The sequence below is a fragment of the Bacillus sp. PK6-16 genome (assembly GCF_056530295.1).
In genome coordinates this window covers 2818949-2842484 of record NZ_CP096511.1, presented here as the reverse complement: position 1 = coordinate 2842484, position 23536 = coordinate 2818949, and the positions used below count along the sequence as shown (strand labels likewise).

The window sequence follows — 23536 nt, the reverse complement described above, 5'->3', positions numbered from 1 at the left end:
GGAAAAAGTTCAATTTCTTATATGGTAAGAAATTGAACTTTTTATTTGTAATATTAACATTTGTATGGGAGTAGTTTTACAGTGAATGTTGTTTTTTCGTCATCACTATATACTTCAATTGTTCCTTTATGCAATTCGACTATACTCTTTGCAATTGCTAATCCAAGTCCAGATCCACCAGTGTTTGTAGAGCGAGATTTCTCAACGCGATAAAAACGTTCAAAAATATGAGGTAAATCCGTACTAGGAATAGGTTGTCCGTAATTTGTTATATCAATTGTAATCATATTATTGCTTTCATAAGCAGTAAGGTCAATATAGCGACCTTCGCTTCCATAAGCGATAGCGTTTATAATAAGATTTTCAAACACACGCACTAATTTGTCACCATCAGCTAATACCATGAGCTTTTGAGACGGGAAAGAAGGCCGACATTCTATATTAGCTTCTTGAAATTGTATACGGAATTGAACAGTTAATTGTCCAAGTAACTCTACAATATCAATAGGAACAGAATACAAGCTTAATTCTTTATTTTGAACACGTGTATATTCGAACAAGTCATTCATTAATGCATTAAGACGAGTTACCTTATCGTAAATGACTTGAATATAGTATCGCAATTCCACTTCATCTCTATAATTATCATGATGGATTAAATTTACGTATCCAACTATAGAAGTAAGGGGAGTGCGTAAGTCATGTGATACATTTGTAATAAGTTCACTTTTTGCTTGTTCAGCTTGTCTTTCTTCATCAATGGAGACTTTTAATTGTTCAACAATTTCATTGACCCCGATTGCTAATTCTTCTAGATAATTATGATTTACAATAGAAACTTTATGATTGAAGTTTCCATTTGCAATATAACGAATTTCTTCTATCATTTTTTTTATACAAGTTTCATAATAAAGTTTTTTCTCGTGACGATAAAAAATGTAAAGATAGGATGAAAAAATAGAAAATAAAAACAAATAAGATACAATCATCATCCATAAAGACTCTTTAATCCCTTTATACTTTTCATAACCAAAAATTCGAATGAATTCTTTACCGAGTTCGGTTAGAGTAAGTGAACTTTCAATTACACTCGTAACGAGGCGATAAATAATTAATTCAGTAATAGGAGTGAGTGTGATAGCTAATAAAAGCCAAAAAATAAGTTTCCATTTAGGAATATCTTTTAATATATCAAATGCTTCATTTCTCAATTTTATAGCCAACTCCCCAAACAGTATGAATAAATTTTTCTCCATTTATTACTGTTTCAAGTTTATCTCGTAAGTTGCTAATATGGACCATTACCGTCTTATTTGAACCATAACCATCTTCATTCCAAACGCGTTCGAAAATTTCTTCTGAACTAAATACTCTTCCTGTATTACTCGCAAGTAAATATAAAATATCGAATTCAATAGAGGTTAGTTTAATGTACTCTCCATTTACTTTAACTGTATGATTATGTTTATGTATTTCAACAGAGCGAATACGAATAATACCATCTTCATTCTTTTGCGAAGTAGCATTTTGGAAAGAGGATCTTCGTAATAAAGCTTTCACTCTAGCTACTAATTCTAATGGATTGAATGGTTTGATCATATAATCATCGGCACCTGTCATAAGGCCTAATATTTTATCCATATCTTCTGCTTTTGCACTAAGCATTAGAATTGGTACAGTATTATTTTCACGCACTTCCTGACAAACTTCTAATCCGTTTCGTTTTGGCATCATAATATCCAAAATCATAAGGTCAACTTCATATGTAGAAACCTTTTGCAATGCTTCATCGCCATCATAAGCTTTATAAATGTTATAGCCTTCATTTCGCAAATAAACAGCAAGTAATTCAACAATTTCTTTATCATCATCAATAATTAATATGTTTTTATTCATTGTGTAGTTCCTTTCCTTACAAATCATCAACATTACTATAATATCAAACATTTATGTACTTGTAGCGATGATTCTGTATAAAATTTCATGTAACGTATTAAAAAGGAGTAAAAAGATTAATATCGAATATAAAATAACAAAGATATTTAGATTCTACATTATAATGAAAGGTAGTTATAAGGGGGATTTTCTATGTTATGTAATGATAAATATTCATTTACTCAAACTGGAAAAATAGAAAATGATATTAAAGCTTTTCTACTAAAATATAATAAAGAGTTTACATATAAACATTCAATTCGTGTAGCAAATGAGGCAAAAAAGATTGCAGAAAAGTTTCACGTAGATAAAGAAAAAGTAGCTTTTGTATATATTTCATATTTGTGGGAAAGGAAAGATACATTTAAAGTTATACATCCGTGGCTAGAAGAAGCATACTGGGATTTAAAAGGAATTGTACAGTAGAAAGGACAAGGAAATGCAATTAAAAGAATATATGACTCAAACATTTCCAGGAGTTACATTAGGACCCTACTTATATTCTCAGTGGGGAAATCATTTACATTTTGATTTCGGAAAAGATAAATATCAAATTGTAGAAGGAACCGACGATTTAAATATGGAATACTTTTCTCAACTATATACATATAATAAATTCTTATTTGAAGACATATTTTCAAAAGAAGATGTAGTGTTTGTAGTGACAAATGTTTATAGATTTAAAAAGGAAAACATAAAAACTCCACAGAAAATAAATGTATACAATAAATATATTAAGAAAAGAGATTTAAGATTTCATATAAGACAAGAAACGTTACCGTTTCTATTTGAAGATGAAGAAGCAGATTTATATTGTACATATCAATTTTCTTTAAAATGTCTCGTAGAAGATATTAAGTATAAATTGCTTATACAAGCTGCTAATCATGAGAATTTCTCTGCTCTGTATCCTCGATTTGGACGAAAAAAAGAAATTTTTTATCCAGATGTATTTCTCATTAATGCAACGAAAGATATTGTCATGTTTATGTATGATGATAGAGGATGTGAAGTAATTGCGAAGAATAAAGAAATAATACGAGATTTATATAAGAAATACAAAGAATGGATTCCAGATTATGAACGAGAGAGTATAGATAACTTATTTAAATGACAATAGGGGAAGTGAAGCGTGTAATGAAACGTATTGCAATAGTATCTGCATGGGAACCAGAACTGACGTATTTGCATCAACATTATCCGAGTGAACGTGTTGAAAAAAGAGCAGCTTGGGAATTTCATTTTCATACTATTAATGAGCTGGAAATTATATCAGTTGTTACTGGTGTCGGTAAAGTAAGCTGCGCTAGTTGTGTACAATTGTTAATTAGTGAGTTTCAGCCAGATGAGTTGTTTATGACAGGAATATGCGGAAGTTTATCAAACAAGGTGAAAAACGGTCATATTGTAGTGGCACTAAACGCAATACAACACGATGTTACTGCAGCTGGCTCAGGGGAAGATGTTTTTAATTTATATAACGGTAGAACAGCACCTATTGAAACAACAAAATCACTTGTAAGAAGAATAAAAAAAATACGATCATATGATCCAATACATTTCGGTACATTTTTATCCGGAGATCAACGTATTCGTAGTTCAGAAATGAGATATTTACTCCATACCGTATATGGAGCATTGGCAGTTGATCAAGAAGTAGCAGCTTTCGCCTATGTGTGTCAAATAAATAAAAAACCATTTCTCTGTTTAAAAGCTGCTTCAGATCAAGCAAATGATAAAACGAAAGAAGAACAAAAAATCTTTAAAATGCTAGCATGTGAAAGAGCATGTGAGCATTTAATTGCTTTTTTACGTGTTTATGAGGTTAATGTAGTAAATAATAGATAGTTTGTTATAAAACAAATCAATAGTGAGTTATATGTAGGGAAATGTCCGCTCATTTCAAATTAAGAGCTGAAATTTATAATAGATGGAATATATTATATGGGTACACGTTGAGTTTAATATAAGCAGTTGGAGGGCAATTTTATATGATTCAATATAAAAGGTGTAGTGATGTAAATATTGATTTAGTATATGAAGCTTTTAAAGTTGGATTTTCAGATTACATTATTAAAATGGAAGTTTCAAAAGGTGATTTTATACACCGTTTTTTGGGACCAGAAGGTAATTTGCTAGAACATTCTTTTCTTGCTTTAGACGGTGACAAATCAGTTGGCGTAATATTAGGTGGTATAAAGGATTATGAAAGTATAAAGACTATGCGCTGCGGAACATTAGCGGTTCATCCTAATTACCGCGGTATTGGTGTGAGTCAAAAATTATTTGAACTGCATAAAGAAGAGGCAATTCAACATGGATGTAAGCAACTTTTTCTCGAAGTCATTGTAGGAAATGACCGAGCGATTCATTTTTATAATAAGTTGGGCTATGAAAAAGTGTACGATCTTTCTTATTATAATTTAAATGATTTGACTAAAATAATGAATAAAGATTGTAAGGATAGTGAAGTAAAACAATTAGAATTTCCAACTTTTAAAGATGAAATTCAGAAATGGTTAAACTTCCATATAAATTGGCAAAATGATATTGATTATATCAAAAAAACAAATAATGTATTTTATGGTGTATATGTCGATAATGACTTAAAAGGCTCTCTATGTGTAAATAAACAAGGTAAAATTAGTTTTATTTTCGTAGACAAAGATTATAGAAATATTGGTGTTGGGATGAAATTATTACAAGTAGCAAGAGAAGAATTACATTTATCAAGTTTATCAATTGGGTTTCCTAACAATAATTTACTGGAAGGTTTTCTTAAGAAATGTGGATTTGAAAAGAATTCTTTAGCGCAATATGAAATGTATTTATTACTCTAAGAGCGGAAAGATTTATTCTTTTCGCTTTTTATTTTGCTGTTATGTTGGTAAATGCTCCGCAACTATAATTTATAATGAGAGGGATTTTGTTTATCCTTAAGTTATTTTTTAAATTGTCAATTTCATGCTAATAATTTTCTTTGTATAATATTCTAATTTTATGTAGAATAGATACGATGGGAGGGGATGAAATGAATAATGGATTAAAGTTTAAGATTTTTGAATTGCATTGTCTCGTTCAAAAGACTTATTCTGATATTAAAATAGCGTGTGATATTGCTATTTATCAAGAAAACACTTCTAAATATTTAATTTCATTAGGATTTTTAAATAAATCATATATGACTTATATAGAAGCAAAAAGATTCTATCGCGAAAATGAAGAGCTTGTAAGTGTAGAATTTGATAATTTCTTTGATATGTATGATAAATTAGAAAACGAATTAAAACAAGTTATTTCAACTGAAGATAAAAATCCTTCATTGTTACATAGCAGATTTGATCAGTTTCAGCAGAAAGTTGAAAATATAAATGACCTAATAAAAGTATTGCAAAATGCTCGTTAATGAATGCTTTTTTCTTTTTGTATAGAAATTATGTATTAAAAACATTTTAGGGATATTACATATTGAAGAGGTGGCTTTTGTAGATTACAAAAGTCATCTTTTTATGTTAGGAATAGATTGTATACATTTTAGCAGTTTCATATAAATAATAGAAATTTATACGAGGTAAATATCATGGGAAATAAAAAAGAAATAGCTATAGTTGCATTAACAACAGGATTCGTCTTAACAAGTGTAACACCATATGGAGTAGGTCATGCAGAGGAACCTGGTCAAATGCAAGTTGAAATTCAAGAGGATTCGTTCCGTACAGGTGATCTTACACAACCATCAAAAAAGGCGCCAGAGAATGTAGTGAAAGATGCACTTAAGGAAAATACGGAGCATGCTTTGTCTCCAAAACAAGTTAGTGCAGAAACAGGAGTAGATTACAAAGTTCTTCAAAAACGTGGTTCTTATGATGGAACTACACTTTTGCGCATGCAACAAATATATGAAGGAAAAGAAGTATATGGCCACCAGTTGACTGCTCACGTAGATAAAAAAGGTATTATTAAAAGCATTTCAGGAGCTAGCGCACAAAATTTAACACAAGAAGATTTAAAGAAACCTATTAATTTATCAAAAGAAGAAGCAAAACAATATATTTATAAAAAGTACGGAAACGATACTAAATTTATTTCTGAGCCAGAAGTTAAGGCAGTTATTTTTGTTGATGAAAATCATGGGCAGGCTAGCAATGCATATCAAGTTACATTTGCTGCTACAACACCAAATTATGTATCTGGAACTTATTTAGTGAATGCTCATAATGGTGAAATGTTAAAAGATATGGTACAAGAATCAAGTTTGAAAATAAATGAAGAGTATGTTGAATCCGTTAAGGAAAATAAAACTAGCAATTTCACATCATTAACTGGAACAGGAAAAGATGATTTAGGCGTAACTCGTACATTTGGTATTTCTAAACAAACCAGTGGGAATTATGCACTTGCTGATTACACAAGAGGACAAGGAATTGAGACATATGATGTAAATTATAGAGATATTACAAATGAAGAAAGTTATTATCCTGGTATACTAGCAACTAGTGTTTCAACAACATTTAATGATCCAAAGGCGGTAAGCGCTCATTTCTTAGCAACAAAGGTATACGATTTTTATAAAGAAAAATATAAGCGTAATAGTTTTGATAATAAAGGAAAAAAAGTAGTTTCAGTTGTACATGCATGGGATTCTGGAGGAACAAATGATCCTGAAAATTGGGAGAATGCATTTAGTACTAATATTAATAACATTAGTATGCTTTTATATGGAGATCCTATGGTAAAAGCATTCGATATAGCGGGTCATGAATTTACACATGCAGTTACATCAAGTGAATCTAACCTTGAATTTTCAGGAGAATCTGGGGCAATTAACGAGGCATTATCGGATATTATGGGAACGGCTATAGAGAAATACATAAATAATGGGGAATTTAACTGGACAATAGGAGAACAAACTGGATCGACTTTTCGTAATATGAAAAATCCAACTGCAATTAATTTTTCAGAAGGACTACCGTATCCTGATGATTATAGTAAATATAATGATTTAAATGGAGAGGATTATGGAGGCGTTCATTTTAACTCAAGTATTATTAATAAAGTTGCGTATTTAATGGCACAAGGTGGTACTCATAACGGTGTAAATGTAAATGGTATTGGTGAAGATAAAATGTTTGATATTTTCTATTATGCAAATAATGATGAATTAAATATGACTTCTAATTTCTCTGAATTGAGATTGGCATGCCTTAAAGTGGCAACCAATAAATATGGAGCGAACTCAATTGAAGTTCAAGCAGTCCAAAATGCTTTTGATGCGGCAAAAATTACAGGAACGGTGAAAGAAAACGAAAAAACAGCAGAAAACCAAGCTCCAGAGTTAACTGTGCCGTTTACAATTACACTACGTGTAGGTGATACGTTTGATCCAATGAGAAATGTAAAAGCTGTTGATAAAGAAGATGGTGATTTAACAAATAAAGTAAAGCATAAAGGCGATGTAGATACTTCAAAACCAGGTACATACATTGTGGAATACTTGGTCGTTGATTCCCAAGGGAGAAATACAACGGCTAGACAGACTGTAATTGTAGAGGGAAATGGAGAAACATCAGATTTAGAACCTAAATTAACAGTGCCTGTTGGAGCGACAATTCATGTAGGAGATTCATTTGTTCCAATGGCAGAAGTATTAGCTATCGATAAAGAAGACGGTGATCTCACTTCTAAAATCAAAGTTGATGGTGAAGTAGATACAACTAAAGCCGGTACTTACGTATTAACGTACACGGTTACAGATTCTAAAGATCATGAAGTAACGGCGAAGCAAACTGTAACGGTCAAAGTTAGAGAAGAAGTTAAAAATGATAAACCAATACTAAAAGTACCTGCTACAACTTCAATTACTGAGGGTGATCAATTTGATCCGTTGGTAGGGGTATCAGCTACTGATAAAGAGGACGGTGACCTTACTTCTAAAGTAGCGTATGAAGGAACTATAGATACAAATAAAGCCGGTATTTATGAAATAATATATAGTGTAAGAGATTCCGTGGGTAATGAGGTAAATACGATACAAAAAGTATTAGTGAAAGATAAAGAAACTAGCAAACCTAATGGTCTTGCTAATAAGAAAAATAACAATAATATCTCAAATAACAGTAATACCGATAAAAAAGAATATACATATAAGGAGCTGCCAAAGACGGGTGTAAGTACAACTAACAGTGCAGCAATCGGCATATTGATGATTATTGCAGGTACAGTACTCACTTTGATTCGCAAATTTAGAAAGATACAAAAATAATAGTAGGGATCATTCGTTTGAAGAAAAGAGTTCAGTATTCAAAAGAAATAAAGTAGAAAGTAAATAAAACGAAATATGGATTTTTTACTTATTAAGATTTTAATAGTTAAGCGGTACATTTGGCTTTTATAAAAATTTGCAGTTGGATACTATTCTGTCTACAGAACTATATTACATATAAAACACGTTACTATTCTCATTAAAATAAAAGAATAGTAACGTGTTTTTTAATTTGAAAATAGTATAAATCCTATAGCTCATGAATATAGGAGTACTTCTAATTTGCCATTGATAAGTTACTGAAAACACTTTGTTTTAATGGAAGTGTCACTCTAAATGACAACATGAGATTTTCGATATTTACCAGGTGTTTCATTGGTGAATTTTTTAAAAATTTTAGTGAAATAACTTTGATCGCTAAAATTAAGCGAAGCGCATATGTCTGATAAAGGATAGGTGGTGAAAGTTAATAATTTCTTTGCTTCTTCGATTCGTTCACGTTGAATGTACTCAATTAATGAAATACCGACTTCTTTTTTAAATAATATAGATAAATAATCTGAATTCACATTTGCAAATTTAGCAAGTTGTTTAACAGATATTGGATTGTAAATATTTTTAAAAATGTAGTTTTTGCAAATAGCAATAGTCTGTGAATGTTGCTGTGTTTTTTGTGCCTTTACACGGTCTGCAAAGGTACAAAAAGCATTTTTTAATAAATCCCAAACAGATTCTTTGTCTTTTAAATCTTCTGTTCTTTGAATATGTAAATCATAAATTTTGTAAGCAATCCCAGATGGAAGTCCCCCTTTTATCGCATATCTAGTAGCGAGCGTGATGGATGAAATACAAATGTTTTTATGACGTCTTAATTGATGGAATGAAGATAAAGATGAAAGAGTCTCTTGTTGGAATTCGTAATAATATTTGAGTACGGTTTCTTTATCCCCGTTTTCTATAGAACTAAGTAGTTGCTGCTCTATATATAAATTATGATAAATGGATTCGTCTTTTTGCATTGAAATATATACATCTTCGTTTAAGATGCTGCTATGACTTATATGAAGTGAGTCACTGTTATTTGAAAAGGTGCTTACATCTGAATTTTTTTGATAGAGAATGTTATAGAACAATATCGCTATATTTACAAAGAAATTTTGATCTTTGACTGACAATGAAAAATAATGGTCTCTTGTTCTTTTATAATTTGGAATAAAATTAAGGTTACTATCCGCTTTACTTGTAGAAAAATTTACATGTGTCAAGGGCCCAATAATAACAGTACCGTTCACCATATAATCGCTCTTTATGTGAATTAAAATAAAGTGCCCTAGATATTCGTGAGTTCTGAAGATGGGGGAATTATATGTATCATTTCTCTGAAAAAGCATATGTAACTGTTCTATTTTTGATGTATATAACGAATGTGAATCATTTTTTGATTTAAATTCTAAAAGAATATTTTTGTTACAATCTAAAAAACAAACTGGAATTTCGAAAGATTGAAAAAACATATTGCAAATGTACTCTATCTCAACTAGACTGAGTTTTTTAGTCATATTCTTCCTCCTTACAGTTATGCGTAATAGTTAAATAAACATATATTCCTTTTTCATAAGTAGATACAGAAAACCTTTATCAATAAAAAATATAAATAAAAGTTATAAACTTCTAAGAATAATACCATAATTTAACATGGATAGCACATATTATTTGAATATACAGGTAATAGTTTTGGACAGTAACGTAAAATATGAATCGTCACACTTATTTGTTGGTTATTACTTATATGTATTAAAAAATGATTAAGATTGGATTTTAAATAGGGATAGGAAGTGAGAAATGAATAGATTGACAGTAAGTGACTAGTCGAAATTAGTAGTGAAAGCTATTATGTAACAAATGTAATGATTCTTGAAATAGGGATATACGTGTAATTTAGGGGAGAAAATTACATATATCATGTGGAGAGACAACGTAATAATAGAAGATAAGAAAAGTGAATAAGTGATTGTAAACAATGGATTGTTGGACGACTATGTTTTATGTTATTCGTTTAAATCTGATACTTGGCACACTATTGCTTTTAAGAAGGTAATAGTAATAAAGAAATTTTTAAAATGATAGAAGTAGTAAAGGGGATAAGAGAAATGAAAAAAATATTTAGTGTGCTTTTAGTGTTATTCTTAACATTTTCTACATGGTCTAGTGTATTAGTAAAGGCAGATTCACCATCTAAAGGTACTTTAACGATTCATAAGTATGAACAAGAAAAAGATGGAGCGCAGGGACTAGAAGGTGACGGTTCTGCAAATCAAGAGGTGCCAAAAGATGTGAAACCATTAAAAGGTGTAACGTTTGAAGTGAAAAGGGTTGCTTCTTTTGAAAAAATTTCAAACGATGGGAAAATCGTAAAAGAAGACGTGAAACCTGTAATGGGAGCCACTCCAAATCAAGTAGTAACAGATGATAACGGACAAGCTGTATTAAAAGATCTTCCGCTAGGACGTTATGAGGTGAAAGAAGTGGCAGGACCTCCACATGTGAATCTAAATCCCAATACGTATACAGTGGATATCCCATTAACGAATAAAGAGGGTAAGGTGCTAAACTATGATGTTCACATGTATCCCAAAAATGAGATTAAACGTGGTGCAGTGGATTTAATAAAAACTGGTGTAAATGAAAAAGCATTAGCAGGTGCAGTATTCTCTTTATTTAAAAAAGACGGTACAGAAGTGAAAAAAGAGTTAGCAACAGATGCTAATGGCCATATCCGAGTGCAAGGATTGGAGTATGGAGAATACTATTTCCAAGAAACAAAAGCTCCGAAAGGCTATGTAATAGATCCAACTAAACGTGAGTTTTTTGTTAAGAACTCCGGAACAATTAATGAAGATGGAACTATTACTTCTGGTACAGTAGTTAAAATAGAAGTGAAAAACAATGAAGAACCAACAATTGATAAAAAAATTAACGGAAAATTGGAAGCGTTACCAATAAATCCGTTAACTAATTATAATTATGATATTAAAACATTAATTCCAGAAGACATTAAGGAATACAAAAAATATGTGGTAACAGATACTTTGGATAATCGTTTAGTGATTCAAGGAAAGCCAATCGTGAAAATTGATGGAGCAGAAGTAAATGCAAACGTTGTTGAGGTAGCTATAGAAGGTCAAAAAGTAACAGCTACAGTAAAAGATTTCACAAAATTAGATGGTAAAAACGAATTTCATTTGCAAATTAAATCCCAAGTAAAAGAAGGAGTACCATCTGGTTCGGAAATTTTAAATACAGCAAAAATACATTTTACAAATAAAAATGATGTAATTGGAGAAAAGGAATCTAAACCTGTAGTTGTTATTCCGACAACTGGAATAATTGAGTTAACAAAAATTGATAGTGCTAATAAGAATAAATTAAAAGGTGCAGAGTTTGTACTTAAAGATAATAATGGAAAAATAGTTGTCGTAGCAGGAAAAGAAGTAACAGGTGTATCAGATGAAAATGGTGTTATTAAATGGTCTAACATTCCATATGGAGACTATCAAATTTTTGAAACGAAAGCACCAACATATACAAAAGAAGATGGTACAAAAGCTTCTTATCAATTATTAAAAGACCCCATTGATGTAAAGATTAGCGAAAATAATCAAACGGTTAAATTAACGATAGAAAATAATAAAAGTGGATGGATTCTTCCGGTAACGGGTGGTATAGGAACGACTCTTTTTACTGTAATAGGCCTTACTTTAATGCTTACAGCGGCATTTGTTTTCTTTAGAAAAAAGTTTGTTAGAAATTAAGATTTTAGGAACATGTAACCATATGAAAAGAGGAGAAGCAAAATGCTTCCCTCTTTTCGATATTTAAGCATATACAGAGGTGGAAATATGAAACGAAATCTTGTTTTGGGAGGTATTTTTTTATTTGGATTAGGTATTTTTTTATATCCTACTATTAGTAATTGGTTGGCGACCCGTGCACATTATTCTGAGATTAGCTCTTACGATAAGAAGATTAAAGCATTACAAAAGAAAGAAGTCGAACGTAGGGAAAAAGAAGCAGCCGAATATAATAAACAAGTTCAAACTTCTGCGAAAACATTTACAGATCCATTTTCTGAAAAAAAAAGTAATTATCAAGCGTATGCTGATGCGTTAAATTTAGGAGATGTAATGGGGTATATTGAAATATCGAAAATTAATATAAAACTGCCAATCTATCAAGGGACCTCTGAGGAAGTATTGAGTCGCGGGATAGGTCATTTAGATTTTTCTTCGCTCCCGGTAGGTGGAGAAAATACGCACACTATTTTAACAGGGCATCGTGGTTTACCATCAGCAAAATTATTTACAGATTTAGATAAGTTGAGCAAAGGAGATCTTTTTTATATTCATTCTTTAGACAAAGTTCTTGCTTATAAAGTAGATCAAATTAAAGTAGTGTTACCACACGAAACGGATGATCTACAAATTGTACAAAATAAAGATTATACAACTTTAATTACGTGTACGCCTTATGGAGTAAACACCAATAGATTGCTAGTTCGAGGTGTGCGTATGGAGTTAAACGAGAAAGAAAAACAAAAAATGACTACAGAGATATTTATATTTAATAAGTGGACTGTAATAGTTCCAATCCTATTGTTATGTGTGTTTCTAGTCGTAATTTATAAGAAAAGGTTAACTCGATAGAATGTATTTATTTATCCTGCATTAATGGACATTGGGACTGGAAATTCAGAGATAAGTAAAGAAGGTATATAGGGAATGAAGTAAATCCTCATTGATAAACATGTCATTTTATTCGACTATAGAAAAAATACGGTAAAGGTGGGAACAAAGGAATTGAGGCTACGATTAAAGCTGGTAAGTATTCATTTTATTGTTTTGTTAATGTTAAGTGTAAGTTTTGTCGTATATGTACCACAAGAAGCATATGGATCCACGACAAACTTAGAAGGTCTAGGTGATATATCGCGTTATAATGCAGTTGTCTTTGGTAACCATAAAGCAATAGGTGGCGACATTGAAGGAGCAATTGCAGTTCAAGGTGATATGGATGCATCGGGGTATACAATTGTAGGTGCTGCAGCGGGAACATCTAATATAGTAGGTGAAAAATGGGGTGATGAGGGATATCCGTCCTTGTTATTGTCTGGAAAATTTAAGAAATCAAGAGAAGAATCTTTTATCATTCAAAACGGAATAGTCGTAATGACAAAAGAGAGTGATCCAGATCGCATCATACAATCCTCTTATGATCGTATCGTTTATAAAGAAAAACTAGAAATTGACGCGAAATTTAATGAATTTCGCAATATAGTGAACCAAGTCAGTAAAAATGCAGGTCAATATAAAACGAATACCCCAATTCCAAATATGAGTCATGGAATCGGAAAAGATATAAACAATCCTAATATTTATGTTTCATCAGAATTGACAGGAAAAATTAATTTAGATATAAGAGATGTATTTTTACCAAATGCTAAGGACAAAGATTTTATTGTAATGTATTCGGATGCGATAGAGGTTACATTTAAAAATGGGGCTATTCTATATGACAAGAACAATATTGGAAGGGCTACGGATATAATTCCCACATCACAACCCTATTCTCCTAATTCACCATTTACTGAGCTATACAGTAAAATGATTTGGGTTTTTCCTAATGCGAAAAAGATCACAACAGAAGGATATGGTGTTGTTGGGAGTGTGTTTGCTCCCAATGCTGTATTAGAAACAAAAGGCGGTTCGATTAATGGACAAGCATTTGTCGGTGCGGTACAACAAACTGGTGGATTTGAGTTTCACAATTTCAAATTTAACTGGAAACATTGGAACAAGCCTAGTACAGGAAAAGTAAAAATAAAAAAGGTTGATAGTAATAATGATAATAAAAAATTGGAGGGAGCAAAGTTTAAAATTGAAGATTCAAAAGGAAAAATAGTTGGAGAACTAGTAACAAATGAAGAAGGAGAAGCGATATCAAAAGACTTACCAATAGGAAACTATACCGTAGTGGAAGTAGAAGCACCTAAAGGTTACGAATTATTAAAAGATAACATAACTGTAAAAATAGAAAAAGATGCAGTAGTAGAAATTAAAATAGGAAATAAGAAATTGCCAGATCCAATGGGGAAAATGAAGCTTGTGAAAGTAGACATAAGTGATAAAAATAAAAAACTAGCAAGGGCAAAGTTTCATATAGAAGATTCAAATAAAAAAGTAGTTGGAGAACTAGTAACAAATGAAGAAGGAGAAGTAATATCAAAAAACTTACCAATAGGAAACTATACCGTAGTGGAAATAGAGGCGCCTAAAGGTTATGAATTATTAAAAGATAAAATAGCTGTAAAAATAGAAAAAGATACAGTAGTAGAAATTAAAATAGGAAATAAGAAATTGCCAGATCCGACTGGGCAATTTGAAATTGAAAAAGTTGATGATATGGATAGTGAATTAAAGCTAAAAGGCGCTGTATTTCAAGTGTTAGATAAAGAAGGGAAAGAAGTTAGTAGATTAATAACGGATGAAAAAGGAAAGGTGATTTCCAACCAATTAGCAATTGGAAAGTATACGATTAAAGAAATAAAAGCACCGAACGGATACATGTTACTTAGAGATTCAATAGAAATAGAAATTACAGAAGCAGTAAAGACACAAAAAATAACAGTGAAAAATGCGAAGAATAACTGGGTAATTCCTAATACTGGTGGGAGGGGAACAACAATTTTTTACGTAATTGGTATTATGCTAATGTTTGGTGTGCTATATTTCTGTAAGAAAAATCGTATATTATGAACTAATTTTATAGAGTTAGCCAGATTGTTGCGTTAGAGAGTTTTTAGGGCATGAGTTCGGTATTGTACTGGACTCATGTTACTAAATTTGTTGAAGGAGGAAGCATAATAGTAAACATAGAATATATTAATGAATTAAAATATTCAAGAGGTGAAAATGGTGGTAATAAAACAAGACGAAATTAAAGTAGTTGTCGGAGCTGGAGTGTTTAATAATAATCCAGGTTGGATTCAAACGCAAGAAGATGAACTTAATTTACTAGATAAAGCTACGTGGGAAGAAAGATTTGAATACAACTCTATTTCAGCTATTTTAGCTGAGCATGTATGGGAACACCTTACTTTTGAAGAAGGTGTAAGAGCAGCTGAAATTTGTTATGAATTTTTAAAACCATCTGGTCATATTCGGTGCGGAGTCCCTGATGCATTCTTTCAGGATGAGGCATATCAAAATATAGTTCAAATAGGGGGCCCCGGTCCGAAAGATCATCCAGCAGCAAGTCATAAAATCGTTCATAATTATAAAATATTAACGAAAATGTTTGAAACTGCTGGATTCGAGGTAGTTTTACTTGAATATTGTGATGAAAATGGTCGGTTTTATTACAACGAATGGGATGCAAACGACGGTGTTATTTTCCGTTTGAAAAGGTATGATTCTAGAAATAAAGGCGATAAACTTGGTTTTCCATCGCTAATTGTCGATGCGATTAAGCGCTAATCATTCAACAAAAAAAGGAGTTAATCCTATGATTTCATAAGTCGCAAATGCGGCTTTTTTATTTGTACGTAAATCTATATTTAATTTTCAATACTATATAACTCGATTTAGAAAATATTTAAGTTTTTCTCAGCGTCATTCGCTTTAAATTAACACTTCGTTGACATAAATATTTATTTTATATTTATATTCGTGTAAAATGAAATAAGAACATATATTCTATATAAGGAGGCAATCAAAATGATAGCTGAAATTGGGAAACTAACTGATGGATATATTGTAAAATTTGAACGTGAATTTCCATATACGGTAGAGGAAGTTTGGTCTGTATTAACAGAAAACAGTAAGCTGAAAAAATGGATGTCCAATTTACAGATTGAAAGCCTTAAAACTGGTGGAATAATAAAGTTCGACATGATGGACGGTTCATTCATAAATATTGATATTTTAGAGTGTCAACTAAACTCAGTACTTGAATTTACTTGGGATAAAGACCGTGTCCGATTTGAAATACATAAAGAGGAAAATGGTACTCTTTTACTTCTTAAAGAGTACATTCATGAATTAACAGATCATACACCGAGAGATGTAGCTGGTTGGCATATTTGTTTAAATCTTTTTTCTTGCGTTTTAGAAGGAGAAGAGAAAGAATTTTCTAAAGATGAATGGCAACAATGGTTTGAAATATATAAGGGTAAGATTCATGAAGTGAGAGGATAATTACATAATAGGTAATATTCATTATGTAATTATTATATTATAAAAATGCTTTTATGGATAAATAAGAATAGAGGTTAATATGAAAGTAAATCAATTAATTGCTAATAACATAAATAAATTAGATGCAACTATACCGTTTAATAAATCGTTTGGAATTGCTGGGTTATCTGGATCGGGTAAAACAACTTTTTGCCAAACAATTGGTGAAGAGTCAAAAAAACGATTAGTTTCTTTATTACCAAAGGCTGAATATCAATATTTATTTCCTAACATTATGGAAACAAATTTTAGTGCTATTAAGATGGAAGAAATGCCATTAGTACTTTTTCTAGGAAAATCATCGATTTCGTCTAATCCGCGTTCAACGATTGGTACTCATACTGGTGTTTTTACAGAGGTTCGGGAAAAACTTGCTGAAGTATTTAATCTTTCTCCAGAGGTCTTTTCATTTAATAATCAATTAGGCTGGTGTACTGGTTGTAAAGGACGTGGTACTACAAAAAATGTTGAGTGTAAAAAATGTAAGGGAAAACGTTATAGTGAAGAAATTGAAAAACATGAAATTGATTTGTTGGCCAAGCCACATTCAATTTCAAATATTAATGATTTAAGTGTTGAATCTATTCTTTCACTAGCAAAAGAATTAAATATTAGTGAAGAAAAACAGCATATACTGCAAAATATTATTAATATGAACATTGGTTATTTAACATTAAATCGAATTATGGGTACGTTGTCAGGTGGAGAGTTAACACGACTTTATTTGGCTGAATTCATGGCAGTAAGTGAAAATGCTGTAATTATTATTGATGAGATTTCAGTTGGACTTGATCATGAAACATTATTGGAAATTTTGGAAGAGATTAAACGATTAGGGCGTAAAAATCAAATTTGGCTTATTGATCATTCAGATACGGTACTAGATACAACTGATGAGCAATTGTTCTTTGGACCTGGTAGCGGAAAATATGGCGGGAAAATTGTGAAAGAATCACCAAGACCAAAGTCAATACTGTGGGATCGAAATAAAGAAATACCAACAGAATATTATACATTCTATGATTTATATTGCCGTAATATCCAAATGGAGGAGTTTCGAATTCCTAAAAACAGGCTTGTAACGGTTACAGGAGAATCAGGATGTGGGAAATCTACACTTGTCAATGAATGTCTAGCTACAGATTTCTTGAAAAGATATCCAAAAGATAAATTAGTTATGGTGGGACAAGACCGAAATCAATCAATTACAAGTCGATCAACTGTAGCAACTTTCCTAGATATTAAAAAGAAACTAACAAAGTATAGTGAAGACATTGATGATATTTTTGAGCGCTCGATTGAGGATATTATTGATGAACTTCCAAATGAAGATATCGCTTATAAACGTTTGAGCCTACTAATTAAATTAGGACTTGGCTATTTAACATTAGAGAGAAAAACACAAACATTATCGACAGGTGAGTTTCAATGTGTTCATTTAGTTTCGGAATTATTTGCAAACACTAGAAATCCACATACATTATTCATTTTTGATGAGCCTTCAAAAGGTTTATCACAAAATATTTTAAATCAATTTATCGATAGTATTAGAGGTATTCTGCAAGATGAATCAGTTTCTATCATTATGATTGAGCATAATCGTTACATGTTAGAAAGCTCTGATTATATAGTTGATTTTGGAAAAAGGCAGAATGAATCTGTAGAGCATTTGGATGTTGTTAATCATGAGGATTACTATCGTCAAAAAAGTAATGTGAATAGCACAGAGAAAATAAATATCTCTTCAATGCTTAAGCAGAAAAAAGGAGTTCACTATTTAGAAGAAAATCATATTAACTATTTTAAAAATGCCGAAAATGTTTATAAGGGCGGTATTTTAAAAAGTTTATCATCAATGGCTAGGTTAATTTATGGTGAATATGAATCTGATACAATCGCACCTGTTATTGCTATTGATCTTGAAAAACATTTATATAGTCAATATAGTTTCTTATATGAGCTTGGTGGATTAATTAATCATATTGTAGCTGCTCATCCAATTAATAAAGATACGAGAAGTTTTGATTTCTATTCACAGGACAATCATTGTCCATCTTGTTCTGGACGTCTTCAAATTGAAGTTTTTGATAAAGATATTGCCATTCAAGATAAAAGTGTTCCATTTTGGGATGGGCTATTCGATCCAGAAATCATGAAGGTATTAAAATTTTATCAGCATGAAAAAATAGAATTTCTATTCGAAGAAATAAAAAATGAGCTTGGTCACGATTTGTCAAAGAGCTATAATGATATGTCAGAAGAAGAAAAGCATACGTTTTGGTATGGATATTTTGAAAAATCATTTTATGATAAAAAAGGAAAGACACGTAGAACATGGGTAGGGTTTAATACAATTATTGGTGGATATATTGTTATTTCAAAAGCACCTATTAAAGAAGAAATTAAGAGTTCAAAAAAAATGATGAAATGTCCAATTTGTGAGGGGACGGTTTTAAATCATCATAAACCACTTAAATTTGGTAACGTAGATATTCGTGAAATAATCAATCAGCCTATTAATAAAGTATTGAAAACAGTTGGTGATTTACCGGCACTTGTTAAATTGAAGTCTATTGTTGGTGGCGATATGGTATTGACGGAAGATATTTCTTTATTGCCAAGAAAAGCACAAGTTGCACTGAAGATGTTTGAATTAGAACAAGCAAGCTTTTCAAACTATGAAATGGTGTTACAAAATGTCTTACCATTCTGGGGCGAAATAAAAGGAAATATCGAATCCATTAGTGTTAATAATCAAGTAACTGTTTGTGATTTCCCTAATGTTTATGAAACGAGAGAAACCATTATAGATAAGTATTTCACAAATGGTAAATATAAAAAACTTACGTATGTATACGAAGCATTTGGATACAAAAAATTAGTTACCCAAATTAATAAAATTAAAAAAAGTAATCCATGTCCATTTTGTAAAGGTAAGAAAGTGATAACCGAAGATAATCTACATGATGGTGTCTTTAAACTAACAATTCCATGTGTAACTTGTAATGCAAGTGGTATTAATGACGAAGGGTTAAAAGAAGTTGTCGAGGGCGTGGATGTACAAACGTGGTTAACTGGAAAAGCAAGTGATGTTGTGAATGAAAGCTTATTAACAGAAGCTGTTGGACAAATACCAATTTTTAATCGCATACGTGAGTTGGATAAACGAGATATGATGGCGGTTTATGAATGTCTTGAGAGTAATCAGTAAATTTTATTAATATAAATTAATAAAACATATATTCTTTATAATGTATATATTAGCGCAGTATAATTAATACAAGGTAATGAAGGTAATAAAGGTAATGAAGGTAATGAAGGTAATGAAAGAAGATCCAATTTCTTAATATCAAAATTAAGAAATTGGATCTTTTAGTATTTTTATGCCTCCATACAATATTTTTCGATAAGAAAAGAAGCAATATGGAAGGAGAGATAAAAAACTAATAGTGATAAACGATATAATATATTATGTAATTATTATATTATAAAAGCTAAAATTAAGGTTGAAAACGGTTCGTAAGTGATATATTTTGTTTGTTAATCTATTTTGCATTGTCTGATTTTTTAAATTTAACAGAAATATATACTTGAATGAAGTATATATTTCTGTTAAATTTATCCTATGGATAGAACAAGTTTAATTAAAGGTCATTTAGAAATGTGTGTATTATCTATTTTGTCGAAAAAGAAAAGTTATGGTTATGAGATTATGAAAGAACTTGAAATAAACAATTTAAAATTGAAAGGAGTAGGAAGTATTTATCCTATTTTAACTAAGTTGAAAAATCAAGAGTGGGTTAATACTTATCAAGAGGTAACAGACAGTGGTAAAGTAAGGATTTATTATGAAATTAATGAAAATGGGAAAATACGTCTTGAGAAGAAAATTAATGAGTGGTTAGAATTGCAATTGGACATTCAAACATTATTAAAAAGCGGTTTGAAAGGAGACCTTCTGAAATGAGGAATAAATTGATAGGTAAAGAAAAGCAATTTTTAAGAGACGTACTTAAGGAATTAAAGCAATACGATATTAGTTTAGAAGAAAGGGAAAATATTAAGCGACAAATATTAGAACATATTCAAGAGTGTCGTGAACATGGTGAAGACAGTATAGATGATTTAGGTACCCCTCAATTATTTGTTAAAGATTTTATAGAAATAAATGAAATTGATTTACAAGTTAAAATGAAACAACTTCAAAATGAAAAAGGAAAATTCAACACATTTATCTTACGTGGCATATTCATCGCATTTATTACTTACCTCATCTCGCAAACTACATTTTCAATATTTTTAACTGAATCATTTAATTCAACTAATAGCAAAAATACATTTAATTATAATATTTTATATCGCATATCAGAGAATCAATGGTGGAACGTTTTATTAATAATGATTAGCTTTATGCTCTCTGTAGTAGTGTTTATTAGCTTAGTAAGTTATAAAAAAAGAAAGCTATCTAAAGTATAATGAAGAAAACTATCTATAAACTATTTCAAATCTATATTCTTTGTAATGTAATAGTATTATGTATCATTCATCCAAAATCATATGCTCAGCAAGATATTAAAGCTACTTTAGATAAGTATATTGAAAAATTTATAAAAGAACAGAATATTCCAGGGGCTGCTGTTGCAATTGTACATAATAAAGATGTATTCTTCACTAAAACGTGGGGGATTACTGGGGAATCTGAAAAAAAAATAACTAGTAAAACACCATTTGCAATCGGATCAATAAGCAAATCTTTAACAGCTTTAGCTATAGTGAAATTAATAGAAGACAAAAAGATAAAATTAGAGGATTCAGTTCAACAACATCTTCCTTGGTTTAAACTAAAAGATTCTCAAATATCCTCATCTATAACAATCCAACACCTTTTAACTCATACAAGCGGAATAAACACATATGAAGGCTTATTAATATCAGATAAGCAATCCAAAAGTTCTACAGCATTAAAAGAGAATGTAATGAGACTTTCAAATGTAAAATTAACTGCTCTACCAGGAGAAAAATATCAATATAGTAATGCGAATTATATTGTTTTAGGTGCACTTATTGAGGAAATTACAAATGATACATATTCCTCATATATGGAAAAACATGTTTTTCAGCTATTAAATATGAATGGTGCGGCAGCAAGTAAAGAAACTGCATATGAAAAAGGCTATTTAACAGGTTATCAGTCATGGTTTGGCATACCAAGAAAAAGTGTAGTGTCCTATGATAATGCCGGGGCACCGTATGGTTATATTACCGCAAATTTGGAAGATATGATTCAATTTATTATGTTTTTGAATCGACAAGAAGATACTCAATTTTTAAAGAAAGAAAACATCGACCTTTATCTTACACCACTTTATAACATAAATTCAGAAAAAAGCTATGGTTTTGGATTAAGAACAACAAGTATAAATGAAAGCGAAACGATGATTTGGCATTCAGGATCAACGCCCGATGCTCGTACAGAAATATTTACTTTAAATAAAAGTGGCTGGGGTGGTGTGATTTTAACAAATAAAAATCATGTATTAGAAGAACCAGCACTTTCAGTATTAAAAAAGGGGATTATTAATATTTTGAATGAAGAAGAACCGGTTGATCCCCATAAAAGCATACCATTTACACAAATTGTTATGTCTACAGTTATACTCGCGCTTTTCATTTCATCAATTATGTTAATTAAAAAATATAAACATAAGAAAACTGTAAAAAAATTAACTTGGTTATTCGTAGGGACTCTATTCCTACTATTATCTATTATTTTCATCCCACTTCTTACTTATTGTACAAGCTCACCATGGCGTACGATAAAAATATTTGCGGCAGATGTAGGTTTACTTACAAGTATTATAGTAATTTTATTAGCTGTGAACGGATTATTATCAATCTTTATAGGTATAAGACAGAAGAGTGTATAAGGGTAAATAATTAAAGAAATATAATTCAAACGTTATAAACAGTTGACCCTCACACAATGTCATTGTTTAAGATAAAGTTGAGCTTCAAAGTAGATGTAACTTATAGGAGGAAATCATGTTTAAAATAGGGGATTTTTCAAAACTATCTTCCATTAGTATACGAATGTTGAGACACTACGATAAAGTGGAATTACTACAACCAGTAAAAGTCGATGAGCAGAGTGGATATCGATTTTATTCAGCAGACCAATTAAAAAAAGTAAATCAAATTCAAACGTTAAAAGCTATGGGGTTTAATATTGCTACCATCAAAGAAATAATAGAATGCGATAATATAGATACCATAAAAGAGCAATTTTTAAATCGTAGTGCTCAAATTAAAGAAGACATGAATAACCTCCAAAAACAATTACGTCTCCTCGAAGACTCAACGAAAACGATGAGAGAGGATGTTGTTGAGATGAATTATCATGTTTCAATAAAAGAAATTCCAGAAAGAACTGTAGCTAGTGTTAGAAAGATTATTCCATCGTATAATTGCGAAGGTGATTTATGGAGTGTATTAATGCAAGAAATTCAAATGAAAAATATTAGTATTGCCCAACCGAGTTATAGTATTGCGGTTTTCCATGATCGTGAATACAAAGAAAATGATGTAGATATAGAAATACAGCTAAGTATTCTAGGTAAGCACGAAAATACAAAAGACGTTACATTTAAAAATATGGAATCGACTAATGTAGCTTCTATAACAGTTAATGGAAGTTATGAACAGATGACAGCTGTAAATGAGGCTGCGGCAAAATGGATTGAGACAGAGGGTTACAAATTAGCAGGCCCGATGTTTAATATTTATCATGTGAGCCCAGCGATGGAATCCGATCCTAATAAGTGGGTTACAGAAGTTTGTTATCCAGTTAAATGAAGATAAAGAAAAAAGGCATTATTTATATGCCTTTTTTCTTTATAAACTTATCCATAAATATCAAGATAAATTACTTCTTGATTTGATTCGTCAACTACTAGCATAATTTTATTTGCAAATGTAAAAAATGAGCGAATTATAATGGATTCCTTTAATGAATCTTCTAAAAAACAACCTGTTGGTAATAAAGAAATGC

Annotated in this window: 19 protein-coding genes; 16 read left to right on the top strand and 3 right to left on the bottom strand. The window is 30.8% G+C overall.

The window, feature by feature from the left end; translation table 11 throughout:
- Window positions 1-53: 53 nt before the first annotated feature.
- Both M1D66_RS14630 and M1D66_RS14625 read right to left on the bottom strand, forming a co-directional pair.
- Entirely contained in the window at window positions 54-1211 is a 1158-nt protein-coding gene (locus M1D66_RS14630; RefSeq protein ID WP_001243307.1) for a sensor histidine kinase, read from the bottom strand.
- The gene (locus tag M1D66_RS14625; protein WP_001038807.1) at window positions 1201-1896 is read right to left on the bottom strand and encodes a response regulator transcription factor; all 696 of its coding nucleotides are present in this window, start codon (window positions 1894-1896) and stop codon (window positions 1201-1203) included. The genes M1D66_RS14630 and M1D66_RS14625 overlap by 11 nt, the downstream gene beginning before the upstream one ends.
- 192 nt (window positions 1897-2088) lie before the next feature.
- Between M1D66_RS14625 and M1D66_RS14620 the strand changes: the two genes are divergently transcribed.
- From M1D66_RS14620 to M1D66_RS14595, 6 genes are all read left to right on the top strand, one after another.
- Window positions 2089-2361 carry a hypothetical protein gene (locus M1D66_RS14620; RefSeq protein WP_097862524.1) on the top strand — a complete coding sequence of 91 codons (273 nt, stop codon included), beginning with the start codon at window positions 2089-2091 and terminating at the stop codon, window positions 2359-2361.
- 13 nt (window positions 2362-2374) lie between these two features.
- Complete coding sequence (locus M1D66_RS14615; RefSeq protein ID WP_140335689.1) at window positions 2375-3049, top strand: DUF3885 domain-containing protein; 675 nt, start codon at window positions 2375-2377, stop codon at window positions 3047-3049.
- On the top strand, window positions 3046-3783 hold the full coding sequence (gene mtnN / locus M1D66_RS14610) for a 5'-methylthioadenosine/S-adenosylhomocysteine nucleosidase (RefSeq protein WP_001987381.1): 738 nt from the start codon (window positions 3046-3048) through the stop codon (window positions 3781-3783). The genes M1D66_RS14615 and mtnN overlap by 4 nt, the downstream gene beginning before the upstream one ends.
- Window positions 3784-3926: 143 nt before the next feature.
- The gene (locus tag M1D66_RS14605) at window positions 3927-4775 is read left to right on the top strand and encodes a GNAT family N-acetyltransferase (RefSeq protein ID WP_069604094.1); all 849 of its coding nucleotides are present in this window, start codon (window positions 3927-3929) and stop codon (window positions 4773-4775) included.
- A gap of 191 nt (window positions 4776-4966) precedes the next feature.
- Entirely contained in the window at window positions 4967-5341 is a 375-nt protein-coding gene (locus M1D66_RS14600; RefSeq protein WP_242554554.1) for a hypothetical protein, read from the top strand.
- 174 nt (window positions 5342-5515) lie between these two features.
- Entirely contained in the window at window positions 5516-8197 is a 2682-nt protein-coding gene (locus M1D66_RS14595; protein WP_086385287.1) for a M4 family metallopeptidase, read from the top strand.
- A gap of 332 nt (window positions 8198-8529) precedes the next feature.
- Here the strand turns inward: M1D66_RS14595 and M1D66_RS14590 are convergent, their stop codons facing one another.
- Window positions 8530-9756, bottom strand: coding sequence for an AraC family transcriptional regulator (locus tag M1D66_RS14590; RefSeq protein ID WP_048535348.1), 1227 nt, complete (start codon window positions 9754-9756; stop codon window positions 8530-8532).
- 591 nt (window positions 9757-10347) lie between these two features.
- On the opposite strand from M1D66_RS14590, the gene M1D66_RS14585 reads away from it, so the two are divergent.
- From M1D66_RS14585 to M1D66_RS14540, 10 genes are all read left to right on the top strand, one after another.
- Window positions 10348-12009: a SpaA isopeptide-forming pilin-related protein gene (locus M1D66_RS14585; protein WP_242554553.1), complete on the top strand. Its 1662-nt coding sequence runs from the start codon at window positions 10348-10350 to the stop codon at window positions 12007-12009.
- An 87-nt stretch (window positions 12010-12096) separates the two neighbouring features.
- The gene (locus M1D66_RS14580; protein ID WP_086385289.1) at window positions 12097-12900 is read left to right on the top strand and encodes a class C sortase; all 804 of its coding nucleotides are present in this window, start codon (window positions 12097-12099) and stop codon (window positions 12898-12900) included.
- Between the two features lie 153 nt (window positions 12901-13053).
- Entirely contained in the window at window positions 13054-15009 is a 1956-nt protein-coding gene (locus M1D66_RS14575; RefSeq protein ID WP_242554552.1) for a SpaA isopeptide-forming pilin-related protein, read from the top strand.
- Window positions 15010-15168: 159 nt separating this feature from the next.
- Window positions 15169-15729 (top strand): class I SAM-dependent methyltransferase, encoded by a 561-nt coding sequence (locus M1D66_RS14570; protein ID WP_242555031.1) that lies wholly within the window; start codon window positions 15169-15171, stop codon window positions 15727-15729.
- A gap of 240 nt (window positions 15730-15969) precedes the next feature.
- Window positions 15970-16449: an SRPBCC family protein gene (locus tag M1D66_RS14565; protein WP_000559843.1), complete on the top strand. Its 480-nt coding sequence runs from the start codon at window positions 15970-15972 to the stop codon at window positions 16447-16449.
- A 79-nt stretch (window positions 16450-16528) separates the two neighbouring features.
- Window positions 16529-19699: an ATP-binding cassette domain-containing protein gene (locus tag M1D66_RS14560; protein WP_242554551.1), complete on the top strand. Its 3171-nt coding sequence runs from the start codon at window positions 16529-16531 to the stop codon at window positions 19697-19699.
- 414 nt (window positions 19700-20113) lie between these two features.
- The gene (locus M1D66_RS14555; RefSeq protein ID WP_000376286.1) at window positions 20114-20455 is read left to right on the top strand and encodes a PadR family transcriptional regulator; all 342 of its coding nucleotides are present in this window, start codon (window positions 20114-20116) and stop codon (window positions 20453-20455) included.
- A complete protein-coding gene (locus tag M1D66_RS14550) occupies window positions 20452-20964 on the top strand; it encodes a DUF1700 domain-containing protein (RefSeq protein WP_001244707.1) in 513 nt (170 codons plus the stop codon). Before M1D66_RS14555 ends, M1D66_RS14550 begins: the two co-directional genes overlap by 4 nt.
- Window positions 20964-22415 carry a serine hydrolase domain-containing protein gene (locus tag M1D66_RS14545; protein ID WP_000751427.1) on the top strand — a complete coding sequence of 484 codons (1452 nt, stop codon included), beginning with the start codon at window positions 20964-20966 and terminating at the stop codon, window positions 22413-22415. The genes M1D66_RS14550 and M1D66_RS14545 overlap by 1 nt, the downstream gene beginning before the upstream one ends.
- Window positions 22416-22530: 115 nt before the next feature.
- Window positions 22531-23340 (top strand): MerR family transcriptional regulator, encoded by an 810-nt coding sequence (locus tag M1D66_RS14540; RefSeq protein WP_048535360.1) that lies wholly within the window; start codon window positions 22531-22533, stop codon window positions 23338-23340.
- Window positions 23341-23536 lie beyond the last annotated feature (196 nt).